We start from the raw sequence: 13,543 nt of genomic DNA, 5'->3' as shown, positions 1-13,543 counted from the left end.
CATTTCACAAAAAAGACAGGGAAAAACAAATTTTCCCTGTGTGTATCATACCATTAATTTGGTTTATTGGGGCCGATAACATGCACGGTTTTTTGCTGCACACCAAAGTTTTGTGCTTCCGTCTCTGATTCAAAGAACAGATCCATTTTGTTTCCTTTGATGGCGCCGCCCGTATCTTCGGCCTTACGAAAACCGTACCCTTCAATATAAACCCACCAGCCGAGTGGTACGACACGCGGGTCTACTGCAATGGTTCTTCCTTCTGTCGCAGTTGCTCCTGAAGCTGTGATCGCATATTCCGCATCACCCGGATTTTTGCCGGTAGATGCTACGTGAGGCGAGTACGCAGTCATTTTCACACGGAGCGTTTGGCGCGGCGTGAAGTTTTTACTCGATGACGAGAGCCTAGACGCCCGGTCCGTCATATCTGCGCTTCGCGATACAGCTGTCATTCGCGCCGTTCCCACCGCTACAATCTTATCTGTTTCATTCTGCAGCTTTTTGGTTTCGACGAGCTTCTTTGAGGCAGGCTTGCCATTGATATAGACAACCTCATACCGTTCTAGGACTTTTCCCTGCTGTCCCTGCTGGATCACCTTCTGCTGTCCTTGCAGCATTGTACGGTCTTCCTGCTCTTTTGTATTGAAGGCTACCGTTTTCTCATTTTGCACTACTTTCTTAGCGATTCGTGTGACCGTTACCGTTTGATTTTCCTTTATGGTCTCATTAAGCGCTGGTACAACCTTATCCATCGAGCCAATCCCAATGCTTTGCTCTTTAAGAATGTCTTTTACTTGACGCTTCGCTGTCATAACTTCTTTCTTCTGACCTGCGACATTGATTGTTATTTTTCTCCCCGGCATGTATGTAACTTGCATACCATCTGCCAACGCTGTCTCCACTCCGAAATTCATATCATCGAAGTCCTCTGGCGTGATTCCCTTCTCTGTCAGAAATTCGCCCAGCGTTTCCGCTTTTGTAGTTACGGCCATTGCTCTGCCGTCATTTATGAAAGTGAATTTTTTTGTTTGCAATGAATTAAACAAAAGCGCAAGACTTAGCAGAACAATCATCGCAACAGCGGTCAGAAGAATCCATGTACGATCCTTCAAAAAAACCGACTGAATATGATTTTGTTTCAAAGTCTATCTGCCTCCTTCAACGGTTGAGAGTCATTGTAGACGATTCCTTTCAAACTTGTCAAACCAGTTTTTTACATGACTCTTTACAAAGTTCGCGGTTTTGCAATAGGAATATAGTCTCAATAAAACAACTCAACCGTTGATACATCTGAGGCAAAAAGAGTTTCCAATAATCAATTTATTCCTTTATATGGAATAAATTTTTAGCATTTTTCGTCGTAATTTGGGCTAATTCTTCGAACGAAATATTCTTCAACTCGGCTATTTTTTCCGCCACATAACGAACATATCCACTTTCATTTCGCTTGCCACGGTACGGCTCCGGAGTCAGGTACGGGCAATCCGTTTCGATCAACAAGCGATCAAGAGGTACCATCTCGGCTACTTCTTTTGGCTTTTTGGCATTTTTGAATGTGACCGGGCCGCCAAGCGAAATATAAAAGTTCAAGTCTAAGCATTGCTTCGCCATCTCGGGGCTGCCCGAGAAACAGTGCATAATGCCGCCGATCTCCTCCGCCTTTTCCTCACGCAGAATATCTAGAATGTCCTGATGCGCATCCCGGTCGTGGATTATGATTGGCAGCGAAAGTTTTTTCGCCAGGCGGATTTGCTTGCGGAATACCTCTTGCTGTATATCCTTTGGAGACGTATCCCAGTAATAATCCAGGCCGATCTCTCCGATGGCCACCACTTTTTTCTCTTCCTTCGCCAACTGTTCAATCCAACTCAAATCTTCTTCTGTCAATGTCTTAGCATCTTGCGGATGCCAGCCAATCGCGGTGTAAATAAAATCGTATTGATGAGCAAGCGCAAGAGAAGTCTCAATCGTCTCACGATTATACCCGATGTTGCAGATATAGGAGATGCCGTTCTCTCGTGCACGGGCAATCGTCTCGGCTCGGTCTTCATCAAACTTCTCGTCATTTAAATGTGCATGCGTATCAAACAGCATGGCTTACACTCCTTCCCTTTTCATTTACAGTACTTATTTAACGATAGCACCGTTTGGCATATTGTCGGGGACGGTCGCAAGCGTAAGGGTATCACCTTTAGACGCAGCAAGAATCATTCCATTCGATAGCTCACCGCGCAGCTTAACCGGCTTCAAATTGGTTACACAGATGACCTTCTTGCCTACCAGTTCTTCGGGGCTGTAGTACTTGGCAATACCAGATACAACCTGACGTTTTTCATACCCTAAGTCAAGCTGGATTTTTAGCAGCTTGTCAGCTTTCGGAATTTTTTCCGCTTCGATTACCTGGGCTACACGCAGTTCGACCTTCATAAATTCGTCGATGGCAATCTCAGGTATGTCCTGCTTTTCTTCTTTCAACTCTTTTTTCTTTTTGTTTTCTTCTGCTTGCTTACGGGCAGACGCTGTGGTTTCATCGATCACTGCGATTTCCTTTTCCAACTCAAGACGCGGAAATAACGCCTCGCCGCGATTTGTCTTACTACCGGATGGAAGCTTGCCCCATTCTTTGGCTGTATCCCAGCTTGTGTACGCCTCATTTTCTGTAATACCCAACTGTGTCCAAATCTTGCGCGGTGTATGGGTCATAAATGGCTGGATTCCAATTGAGATAATCCGAATACTTTCAGCCAAATTGTACATTACGGTACCAAGACGTTCCCTATTTGCTTCATCTTTAGCCAATGTCCATGGCGTTGTTTCATCAATGTACTTATTTGTACGGCTGACAAGCTCCCATAGGCTTCCAAGCGCTCCGCCGAACTTCATTTCTTCCATACTTTCTTCCAGCTCAGCCATCGCTTTACGTGCCGTAGCCTGAAGTGTCTCATCTAATGAATCAGGTGCGGTCGGTGCAGGAATGATACCATCAAAATATTTCTCAATCATTGCAACCGTACGGCTAACCAGATTTCCCAGATCATTCGCCAAATCAAAATTCAAACGCTGGATAAATGCTTCTGGCGTAAATACGCCATCTTGTCCAAAAGCAATCTCACGCAGCAGGAAGTAGCGAATGGAGTCAGAGCCGTAACGCTCGATTAAGAACTTCGGATCAATTACGTTTCCTTTTGATTTTGACATTTTTCCATCTGGCATCAACAGCCAGCCATGTCCGAACACTTTTTTCGGCAGCGGAAGATCAAGCGCCATGAGAATGATCGGCCAATAAATCGTATGAAAACGCAGAATGTCTTTACCAATCATATGAACATCTGCCGGCCAATAACGGTTGAATTTAGACTCGTCATCACCCATATAGCCTAGTGCAGTAATGTAATTTGCAAGCGCGTCAATCCAGACATAGATGACGTGTTCCGGATCGTTCGGTAGCTTGATACCCCAATCGAATGAAGTTCTAGAGACACTTAGATCTTCAAGACCAGGCTTTAAGAAGTTGTTTACCATTTCATTGCGTCGTGACGCCGGTTGAATGAAGTCAGGATTCTCCTCAATGTATTTTAGGAGACGATCCTGATATTTCGACATGCGGAAAAAGTAACTCTTCTCTTTTACAAGCGTTACCGGGCGACCGCAATCCGGACAGATATGCTCCCCATCCTTTTTGGATTGATGTTCAGTCCAGAACGCTTCGCAAGGTACACAATAATACCCTTCATATTCACCAAGATAGATGTCGCCTTTGTCGACAAGCTTCTGGAAGATTTTCTGTACTGCATCTTTATGACGCTGCTGGGTCGTACGAATGAAGTCATCGTAAGAAATATCGAGGCGAGCCCACAGGTCCTTGATCCAATCCACGACAGGATCAATAAACTCCAATGGCTGCTTGCCCTCTTCTGCGGCACGCTGTTGCAATTTTTGACCATGCTCATCTGTACCGGTTAAATAATATACGTCATAGCCGCGTAAACGTTTATAGCGGGCCAATGCATCACAAGCAATGGTCGTGTATGCATTGCCAATATGAAGGGTGTTGCTCGGATAATAAATCGGTGTCGTAATGTAATAAGTAGGCTTACTCAATCTCGCTCATCCTTTCACCTAAAAAATGTAAGAAAACTAAAAAAAACCCTCATCCCAAAATGGGACGAGAAGCTCTCGTGGTACCACCCAACTTCCCTGTCAGTGTACAGTAGAAAAAATGCACAGACAGGCTCTATTCCCGTAACGAGGGGAACGCTGCTCTCTTACGCGCAGCTTACGCGTTCGAGGGCAGAACTCAGGGGCCATCTTCATCCCGCTCCTTTTACCGGCTCCCACCAATCCCGGCTCTCTGCAAAAAGTATACGTGAGTACTCTTCCCTTCATCGTCTCTTTACATATTTATCTACATTGATTACCTTTTCTTTTTTAATCTATACATGAAACGGTTGCTTCCGTCAAGTCGACACTGTACGTAAGCGTAAAAGCCTTTATTTTACTTATTTGTCGAATAAACAACATGAAAAAGATAAATTTTGTCGAATTTATATAAAACCAACAAAAATCAGGTTTATTTTTTGGACCTAATCATAAAAAAAGTATAATTTACTAATAGATTAACAACAGAAAGATGTTGTATAATTAGCATATATATTACATTAAGAGCATTTTTTTACCTTTTATAGCATTTTTTTTACATATAATGAGAATTTTTTATGCTATAATCCCAGTAACTGGTTGACCTATAGGTAAAAACCTGTTAGGATAGTGTTTAAGAAAGATTTGTCGAATTTTGACGATAAAATAGATAAATCTAATGATATGAGAGGAGACACAGTACACATGAAATCAACAGGTATTGTAAGAAAAGTAGACGAACTGGGTCGCGTTGTTATCCCAATTGAACTTCGCCGCACGCTAGGTATCGGGGAAAAAGATGCCTTGGAAATTTATGTAGATGGCGAACGTATTATGCTGAAAAAATATGAGCCTGCTTGCGTTTTCTGCGGTAGCACGGATGAGACAATCACTTACAAAGGAAAAATTATCTGCGGTGGTTGCCTATCTGAGATGCCTGCCATGCAAAAAGCGTAAGATATTTATATAATAGAAGAAAAGCTTCTCCGCTTAGCGGAGAAGCTTATTTTTCGTTTTGGTGATACTCATTGTAGATGTCCCGTTTTGGCAAACCGCGTTCCATTGCGACTTGTTTTAATGCGTCCTTTTTAAGCAAACCTTTTTCAATATGAACATTCACATGCGTAACAATATCAAGTCCCTGCCACCACTCTGCTGCCTCACTGTCCTCTTCTCCCGCGTTTCCTTCCACAATTACAGTGAATTCGCCACGAATTTCTTCCTGCTCTTCAAGAAATACAAGCACATCTTCTATACACCCCCGTACGAATTCTTCATAGCGCTTGGTTAACTCTCTTCCTAGCGCTATGGCTCGGTCTCCTAGTATCTCCTGCATCTCACGAAGAGTTTTATCTATACGGTGCGGGGACTCATAGAAGATCAATGTCTCAGGATAAGGCCGCAGACGCTCTAATTCTTCCCGACGTTCCTTTTTATCACGCGGCAGAAATCCGCGAAAAACAAATCCGTCTGTAGATAATCCAGACACGATAAGGGCTGATAAGCCGGCATTAGCACCTGGAATCGGAATCACCGCAATGCCTTCCGCTATCGCATCATGTACAAGTTCTTGACCAGGATCGGAAATAGCCGGCAGACCTGCATCACTGACAAGAGCTATGCTCGCTCCTTCATTAATTAAGCGAATAATTTCAGGACCGCTTGCCGTTTTATTATGCTCATGATAGCTGATGAGCCGGGTCTCAATTTGGAAATGCGTCAGCAGCTTACGTGTCTGTCGAGTATCCTCTGCAGCAATAATATCGACTTCCTGAAGCGTACGAACTGCACGTACGGTCATATCATCAAGATTGCCAATCGGTGTCGCTACAAGATATAGCTTCCCTGTATGCTCTTTGGGTGCAAAGCTTTTCTGAACCAGCATGCTTACTCCTCCTTTCTCTCTCCATAGTAGATTGAATAAATCTCATCACAGTATGTGCCGTCTTCCTTATATACAATCAAAGGCGGCAAAATCTTCACGTCCGGCTTTCCATCGCGAATCCCTTCAATTAGCACCATATTTGCTTCCGCACCAGGCTTTGGATGAACAAGACGGATGCGTTTTGGTTCTATTCTGTACTGCCGCATTAGAGTAATCAAGTCACCTAGCCTTCCTGCACGATGAACGTAGGCTACCTTCCCTCCACTGCGTACCAAACGGCTGCTTGTCCGAATCATTTCTTCTAAATTCAGCAGAATTTCATGACGGGCGATGGCAACATGGCTGCGTTTGTTTTTGTCACCGCCGATAACCGGCATATATGGCGGGTTACATGTCAAGGCATCGTATCCTCTGTTCGGCAAAAAGGTATGGGCCTCTTTTACATCGCCATGATATATCACAATGCGTTCGTCTAGCCCATTCAATGCAACATTGCGCTTCGCCATATCGTACAATCGATCCTGAATTTCTACCGCATCAATCGGACACTCCGTCCGGGCGCTGAGCAATAATGGAATGACCCCGTTGCCGGTACACAAGTCAATGATTCGTCCGCGTTTCATTGGAAGGGAGATGAAGCGGGCAAGCAGCACCGCATCAAGCGAGAAACAGAATACTTCGTTGCTTTGTATGATCTTCATATTCTTTGTCAATAAATCATCCAGCCGCTCATCCGGATTCAGCTTCATATTCTCCATCCCGTACATTCGTTCCTTTCGCAAAAAACGACCCGCATAAAGTACGGGTCGTTTATCGTTATCCCTGTTTATTTAAAAATGCAAGACAAAATAGACAATCTCCGTCCGTTCGCAAGCTTCCGTAATGCACATTACAAATATGGAAGCCTTCTTGGTACAAGCGAGCCAAATTGTCATACCCTTCTCCGACGACCGCCCGTGTTTTCTTGTCTTTTTTCGCTTTAGCCATACTGCTCTGGCGCTTTTCCTTCTTCTCAAGCTCCATCTCACGCTGCTGCAACCGATCTCTAAGGTGTTGATTTTCAATTAAGAGATTTTTGTTTTCTTCCATAAGCTCCAGCATCGCGTTCTTTAGATGACCGATCTCTTCATATAACCCCCCTACCTTCTCTTCAATTAACGCAAGCTGGTGAAACATGCTTTGTTTGTTCACAATCCCCACCTCAGTTATTCTCTACTGCACCTTCTCCACCACGCTAATTTCTTCGAGAGGCAGTTCTAGTACTTGTTCTACCTCATATACATCTACCTGAACTTTGCGTTCTAGAATGTTCAGGCCTACGACCCGACCGTATCCCATCGGCGTCGCTACTTCCTTCCCTATATCCGGTAATTCATCCTTGGCGTTCTCATAATTATCGTTCTCATATTTCAAGCAGCACATCAAACGCCCGCATAAGCCAGATATTTTTGCCGGATTCAGTGAAAGATTCTGGTCTTTAGCCATCTTAATCGATACCGGCTCAAAATCCCCAAGGAATGTAGAACAGCAGAGCATACGGCCGCACGGTCCAATCCCGCCAAGCATCTTCGCCTCATCCCGCACACCAATCTGGCGCAGTTCGATACGTGTGCGGAAGATGGCAGCCAGATCTTTAACCAATTCACGGAAATCAACCCGGCCATCTGCCGTAAAGTAAAAAATGACTTTATTTTTATCAAACGTATATTCCACATCCACAAGCTTCATCTCCAGCTTATGGATAGCGATCTTTTCCTGACAGGTGCCGAAAGCTTCCTGAGCAAGCCTGCGGTTCTCCTCCACTTGAAGACGATCCTGTTCATCAGCAATACGCAGCACCTTCTTCAGCGGCAATACAACATCATCTTCGCTCACTTGCTTACGACCGATAACCACCTGTCCGTACTCTACTCCCCGTGCTGTCTCTACAATTACAGCATCATGATTCTCAACCGGAAATTCACCCGGATCGAAATAATATATCTTGCCCGCTTTCTTAAAGCGAACACCTACTACATCAAACAAAATGTTATCCCTCCTGCAGACGAAGCACCATATCTTCCAAGGATAACTGCAGGTTCGCATAATGCGTAAGCCTGTTTTTCGTTACCAGGATTGTCCCCATTCCATCCACAAGTCTGCGCTGACTGATGCGCAATGCCTGTTTCCGAATGGGCTCCATCTGATCATTATTCGTAATCTGGGATTCCTGTCCCAGCAAAAAAAGTAATAAATCACGAAACCAGAGCAGCAATAAATCAAGAAACAGGGCAATTCTTTCAGGGTCCTTCTCCTGCTTAAGGAGTTTATCATGAAGGGTAACGAGAGCATATGCGCCTCGTTCCATAATGTCCTCACTTAATTGTATCACTAGGCTTCTTACCTGCGCAAACGATTCTGTTTGACATAATGTGCGCGCACCGTCTATATCGTTGGCAATATGAGCAGAAGCCCTGGCCAAGCCCGGTCTTACTCCTTCTTGTTCAAGAAGCTTTGCAATTGCTTCTGGAGAAGGTGCATTAAAGTGAAGGATTTGGCAGCGGGAAAGAATGGTAGGTAAAAGATCATGAATATTACTGGTGAGAAGAATGGCCACCACACCCTGTGGGGGCTCCTCCAAGAATTTCAGCAGACGGTTCGTCGCCTCTTGATTCATCTTATCGGCTTCTTCCATAATATATACTTTATGACTGGACTCTGCTGCACGATATGCAAATTTTTTCTGGAGGTCTTCGATTTGTTTCATGCGAATAATGTTCTTATCCGGCTCCACCCAATGCACGTCTAAGTGATTGCCTTCTTCAATCAATCGGCAATTCTTACACTTTCCACAACTGTCTCCATTTTGCTGTAAACAAAAAATCGCCTTAACAAGATGCTGAGCCATTTTTTTCTTGCCGGCTCCTTTGGGGCCAACAAAGAGATACGCATGCGAAAGACGGTTATGTTGCATGCTGCGATGCAGCAGTTCGGCGACCTGTCTTTGTGTCGTATATTCACTCCACATTATCGATCCACACTTCTTTCGCTTGATTTACTACATGTACATATTAATAAGCAAGCCTCGGATTTCACCAACCGTATCAAGAATGTTAATTCCCTTTTGTTCCTTTTTTAATACGGCATCCGTTACTTCTGTTAGCTTCTTGTCTACTTCGGTAATAATTTTATATACTTTGCTTCGGCCGCGGCGGCTGAAACCGTGCCGTTCTTCTAGGGCCACCCCGTTTTTTACTGCTTCTTCCATGAAGTTTTTAACCAACGATTTGTATTCTTTTAGATCCTTAATGGTACGGAACTTGGCAAGCCGCTCACCCTGCCTGTCAATTTGTTCGATCAGCTTATTGAACTTATCAACATTAAGCTGCTGACTGCGGTTCTGCATCACTTCATCAAAATCAACATCATATTGAGGAATAACCTTTTGCTTTGGCTCAACACCCAATGTTTTGTCGATCGGCATATTTTCTCCAATCCGCATGGAAATCACCCTTTTCCCTTTATTGCACGGCTTTACGCATCCACCCATTTAAAAAAATGCGTTACCCTCGATGAGCAAGATAGTGGAGGAAATGTTCGCGTACTTCTTTTTGTACGGAGTCAATATCACGCGCCGCATTAATTTTGACGATCCGATCGGCATGCTCAAGGCAGATGGCAGCAAATCCCTGTCGTACTTTCTGATGATAGGCAGCGGGCTTGCTCTCAATGCGATCAGGTCCCTCCTGTAAGCTGAAACGCTGCTGCAGGCGTTCCTGACTTACCTCAAGGGGCAAATCAAGAAAGTATGTTACATCTGGCGTCAATCCACCGGTAGCAAATCGGTTTATATTCGTTACCTCAGTAAGGGGAAGCTCAAGGCCATAGCCTTGATACGCGATGCTTGCGTCTACAAAGCGATCACACAAAACAATGGTTCCTTTAGCAAGTGCTGGAATGATCTTCTCTCGGACATGCTGCGCACGTGAGGCAGCGTAGAGCAGAACTTCCGTCTCCTGCTGCATTTCGCTATTCTTGGGGTCTAACAGGAGAGAGCGAATGGCATCGCTAATATTTGTACCGCCTGGCTCCCGTGTCAGTAGGACATCATGACCCATCTCTTGTAAAAACTTATATAATAGTGCAATCTGGGTGGTTTTACCCGACCCATCCGTACCTTCAAATGTCACAAAACAACCCTTCAACAGTTGAATCCTCCCTTGTTTTGTATGATGTTATCATAATCGAAAAACTACCGGTTGACCAGTACGAAGATCGCCTTCATCTGTTCGTCCAAAGCACCCTGAAAGTAACCACCTGCACGCTCAATACGATGTATTGTTTCAATGTGGGCAGCTGTGATCCTCTCCCCTGGCGTAAGTAGGGGAATACCTGGGGGATATGGAATCACCATCTCTGCACAGATTCTGCCTTCAGCCTCTTCTATACGGACCTTTTCCTTATCGCTATGAAAAGCCTCCTGAAGCGATATAGATGGCTTAATTACTTCTTTCGTACCTGCTGACAGCCTTTCACTTTGATCGTTTTGAAACCCAGGTTCGTCTTTATTGGAAGGCAAGTTGCACAGCATCCGGTCAATTTCTAGGATGGCATCTGCAATTCGCTGTATATCCATATCAGATGCGGCAATGGAAAAAACAAGGACAACATTTTTTATATCCGCCATTTCAGCTACGTATCCTCTCTTCTGCAATGCATCAAGCAATTGATATCCCGACAGAGCCGTATGACAGGAGGTGATCACCCACTTTAATGGGTCGCTTTCTTCTGCATGCCATAATAATAAATGCTCAAGCTGCTTATTGAGTGTTGCGCGATGCTGTTCTAGCTTTACAATGGTACGAGGAAGTTGCCTTCGCCCCTGCACTACTAAATAGCGACGCGCAACATCTAGAGAGGCCATCAATGGATACGATGGGCTGCTTGATTGAATCATGGACAGCACACTGGCAAGCCTTTGTATAGGAATTCGTCTTCCCTGTACATGCAGCATTGAAGCCATGGTCATAGCTGTAAGCATTTTATGTGTGGATTGGACCACCAGATCCGCCCCCGCTTGCAGAGCTGAAGGAGGCAAAGCCTCGACCTGTCCAAGATGGGCGCCATGCGCTTCATCTACAATAAGGGGAAGGTCTGCTTCATGGCATATCTCTGCAAGCGCCCTAACGTCCTGCGTCATTCCATAATAGTTGGGGTTGGTTATCCAAACTGCTTTTGCCTCTGGGTATTTAGACAGCGCTTCTTGTAGTTGCTCCGCATGGATACCTGCAGCAGCCTGAGTCATAGGTTCGATCTGCGGAACCATATATACTGGATGGGCGCCTGCAAGCAATAATCCGTTACACACTGACTTATGTGCATTACGCTGCACAAGAATGGTGTCACCGGGCGAGCACAGCGTAAGTGCCGCAGCTAGATTACCTGCTGTCGTGCCGCCAATAAGAAAAAATGTATGCTCGGCCCCAAATGCATTGGCAGCAAGCTGCTGGGCCTGTGCAATCACTTCTGTCGGATGATGCAGATCATCAAGTCCGCTAATTTCTGTCGCATCCAATTCTAGAATGGACTGAAAATGCGCCATTGCCTGCGCATCAAATGTCTCACCGTCTTTATGCCCTGGCACATGAAGAGTCGTGTTCTTGTTCTTAGCATATGCACAGAGAGCTTCATACAGCGGAGCGCTTTCATGATTCATTGTTGTTCTCCTTTGTCATTATGTATTGATATGGTGCTATATTTTCTCAAAAAGAAAACCCTTCTTAATTCTAAGAAGGGTTCAGGCGTTTTGCTTAAGCCAGATGCTTCGCATCTGCCGAATGAAAAATCGGTATTTATCTTCTGAAGCGTCCGTTGTGACAATTTCCTGCTCACATTGCTGACAGACGAATGAATCAAAAATGAAGATGCCCTGAGACTCTTCCTTGCCGCATACAATGCAGCCGTGGTTTTCCTGCTCCATCATTATATATCACCTTCATCTTTTTTACACCATTGTTCCCTATTTCTTCTTATTCTATACAGAATACAGGAAAAATGTTAGGGAAAATATCCATAGCCCATATAATCACAATCAATGGCTTCCATCTCTTCTGGTTCATATAAGCCGTACGGGTCAACAATGACCCGATGTTTCATCGTGGCCTGCCGCATCTTCCAATCTTTTAGCGGAAGCGTTAGAAAGGTAGATGCTTGTTCAAGCATAAACAGCACAGATGCATTCTCTAGTGCCTGCCATCTATCATGATATTGAATCGTTCCCTCCGAAGAAGAACATAGAGAAGCTGGGCATAGCGGAAAGGCGTGAATACGATGTGGGAACGAGCGCAGCTTTTCTACCACATATGCTGCTGCACGGGATTGCGGATCGCTCCAGATGGCAAAAGTAAACGGTTGATTCCTGCAATTATTGAAGCGGGAAGCCAGCGTAGGGAACACAGTCTCCTCCATCCAATCAATCCATTCTTGCTCACAAGGCATCTGCTTATTTTGGCCGATAGCTGAATGTAGGCCTAACGCACGCCGTACTACGATATACTTTGCTTTACGCTTTAAACAATACTGACGTAATATCCTTTCAGGAAAATATGTACCTACTTTATACTCGTTATAAAAATTATACGCGACTTCTGCTTCACGCAGGGGAAGAGTCAATACAGGTACGCCATATATGCCGCCTAATAATCGTCGCATACTTTGCACTTTTTTTTCATAAGGGTTCTCAATGCCAAAAATAACGCTTTCTATTTTGTTGGCTCCTACAAAAAAAATCAATGATTTTCCTTCTATTGTAGTATGCAAATTTCCCCCTCCAAACCCGATAATGAGGATAATGAAAGATTAGGTAGATCAAATAACAAATATAACTTACATTTTAATAGGAGAATGAAAGATGAAGCTGGGAAAAACTAATAAAGGGAAAATAGAAAATAAAAACTCAACAACTATTTATAGTCATACTCTCCACTACCGTTATCGTTGGAATTTACTTACGATCTTTATTCAATTAAATATGATGCTTAGTTTTTTCTACTTTGCACAAAATTATCTTCATGCTACCGATCAAAATATTCTACAATCATTTGGTTACCTCGCAATTTTATGGGTTCTCCAAGGAATATCACTTTTTTTGTATTGCTTTGTATCTTCTATTTCAATGAGTTGGCACATTGATGCCTTTTTCTCACCATGGGGAGGATGGAAAACAAAGCTCCCCTTGTCGATTTCCGATTATCAGCAAATTGAATGGATGTTCTTCTTTTTGGGCATTGCTTCAGGAATAGGACTGGCAGCCTGGTCAAAACCGCTGCATGGACTTTTACTGCTCGCTTTTCACATCACCCTTAGTATTCCGCGTTTATTTACAGTCCTACGCATACAAAAATGGAAAAAAGAAAAAAAGAGCTATGTAGTAAAACATGAACGTCAAGGAATTGGTCTATATTCAACAAATGGATAATGACATACATAACAAAAACCCCGCGTCCAAAAATTTGGACGCGGGGTTTTATCTTATACCCTGAA

The 13,543-nt window shown here is 44.1% G+C and carries 15 protein-coding genes and 1 other annotated feature; of the genes, 2 read left to right on the top strand and 13 right to left on the bottom strand.

The features are described from left to right. Positions 1–53: 53 nt before the first annotated feature. The 3 genes from AB3351_RS22130 to metG all read right to left on the bottom strand — a co-directional run bounded on the left by AB3351_RS22130 (position 54) and on the right by metG (position 4,101). Positions 54–1,142 (bottom strand): 3D domain-containing protein, encoded by a 1,089-nt coding sequence (locus tag AB3351_RS22130; RefSeq protein WP_371149291.1) that lies wholly within the window; start codon positions 1,140–1,142, stop codon positions 54–56. 178 nt (positions 1,143–1,320) lie between these two features. Further along, entirely contained in the window at positions 1,321–2,094 is a 774-nt protein-coding gene (locus AB3351_RS22125; protein WP_371149290.1) for a TatD family hydrolase, read from the bottom strand. 33 nt (positions 2,095–2,127) lie between these two features. Continuing rightward, on the bottom strand, positions 2,128–4,101 hold the full coding sequence (gene metG, locus AB3351_RS22120; RefSeq protein ID WP_371149289.1) for a methionine--tRNA ligase: 1,974 nt from the start codon (positions 4,099–4,101) through the stop codon (positions 2,128–2,130). A 57-nt stretch (positions 4,102–4,158) separates the two neighbouring features. Continuing rightward, positions 4,159–4,395 (bottom strand) — a binding site (T-box leader). Between the two features lie 447 nt (positions 4,396–4,842). On the opposite strand from metG, the gene AB3351_RS22115 reads away from it, so the two are divergent. Next, positions 4,843–5,094 carry an AbrB/MazE/SpoVT family DNA-binding domain-containing protein gene (locus AB3351_RS22115; protein WP_371149288.1) on the top strand — a complete coding sequence of 84 codons (252 nt, stop codon included), beginning with the start codon at positions 4,843–4,845 and terminating at the stop codon, positions 5,092–5,094. 46 nt (positions 5,095–5,140) lie between these two features. On the opposite strand, the gene rsmI is transcribed toward AB3351_RS22115, so the two are convergent. The 10 genes from rsmI to AB3351_RS22065 all read right to left on the bottom strand — a co-directional run bounded on the left by rsmI (position 5,141) and on the right by AB3351_RS22065 (position 12,820). Then, complete coding sequence (gene rsmI, locus AB3351_RS22110; RefSeq protein ID WP_371149287.1) at positions 5,141–6,022, bottom strand: 16S rRNA (cytidine(1402)-2'-O)-methyltransferase; 882 nt, start codon at positions 6,020–6,022, stop codon at positions 5,141–5,143. 2 nt (positions 6,023–6,024) lie between these two features. Next, positions 6,025–6,789, bottom strand: a complete 765-nt coding sequence (locus AB3351_RS22105; protein ID WP_371149329.1) for a tRNA1(Val) (adenine(37)-N6)-methyltransferase — start codon at positions 6,787–6,789, stop codon at positions 6,025–6,027. A 49-nt stretch (positions 6,790–6,838) separates the two neighbouring features. After that, on the bottom strand, positions 6,839–7,213 hold the full coding sequence (gene yabA, locus AB3351_RS22100; protein WP_371149286.1) for a DNA replication initiation control protein YabA: 375 nt from the start codon (positions 7,211–7,213) through the stop codon (positions 6,839–6,841). Between the two features lie 21 nt (positions 7,214–7,234). Beyond that, entirely contained in the window at positions 7,235–8,047 is an 813-nt protein-coding gene (locus AB3351_RS22095; RefSeq protein WP_371149285.1) for a PSP1 domain-containing protein, read from the bottom strand. A 4-nt stretch (positions 8,048–8,051) separates the two neighbouring features. Beyond that, the gene (gene holB, locus AB3351_RS22090) at positions 8,052–9,029 is read right to left on the bottom strand and encodes a DNA polymerase III subunit delta' (RefSeq protein WP_371149284.1); all 978 of its coding nucleotides are present in this window, start codon (positions 9,027–9,029) and stop codon (positions 8,052–8,054) included. Positions 9,030–9,059: 30 nt separating this feature from the next. After that, positions 9,060–9,503 (bottom strand): YaaR family protein, encoded by a 444-nt coding sequence (locus tag AB3351_RS22085; protein ID WP_371149283.1) that lies wholly within the window; start codon positions 9,501–9,503, stop codon positions 9,060–9,062. A gap of 61 nt (positions 9,504–9,564) precedes the next feature. After that, positions 9,565–10,206, bottom strand: a complete 642-nt coding sequence (gene tmk / locus AB3351_RS22080; RefSeq protein ID WP_371149282.1) for a dTMP kinase — start codon at positions 10,204–10,206, stop codon at positions 9,565–9,567. Between the two features lie 47 nt (positions 10,207–10,253). Beyond that, positions 10,254–11,717, bottom strand: a complete 1,464-nt coding sequence (locus tag AB3351_RS22075) for an aminotransferase class I/II-fold pyridoxal phosphate-dependent enzyme (protein ID WP_371149281.1) — start codon at positions 11,715–11,717, stop codon at positions 10,254–10,256. 81 nt (positions 11,718–11,798) lie between these two features. After that, positions 11,799–11,984, bottom strand: a complete 186-nt coding sequence (locus AB3351_RS22070; protein WP_371149280.1) for a sigma factor G inhibitor Gin — start codon at positions 11,982–11,984, stop codon at positions 11,799–11,801. 74 nt (positions 11,985–12,058) lie between these two features. After that, positions 12,059–12,820, bottom strand: coding sequence for a hypothetical protein (locus tag AB3351_RS22065; protein WP_371149279.1), 762 nt, complete (start codon positions 12,818–12,820; stop codon positions 12,059–12,061). 91 nt (positions 12,821–12,911) lie between these two features. Between AB3351_RS22065 and AB3351_RS22060 the strand changes: the two genes are divergently transcribed. Further along, on the top strand, positions 12,912–13,478 hold the full coding sequence (locus tag AB3351_RS22060; protein ID WP_371149278.1) for a hypothetical protein: 567 nt from the start codon (positions 12,912–12,914) through the stop codon (positions 13,476–13,478). The last annotated feature ends 65 nt before the right edge of the window (positions 13,479–13,543 follow it).

Source organism: Aneurinibacillus sp. REN35, from assembly GCF_041379945.2.
Taxonomy (GTDB): Bacteria; Bacillota; Bacilli; order Aneurinibacillales; family Aneurinibacillaceae; genus Aneurinibacillus.
Note: the sequence above shows the minus strand (reverse complement) of the source record. Positions and strands in the feature narration are given on the sequence as shown.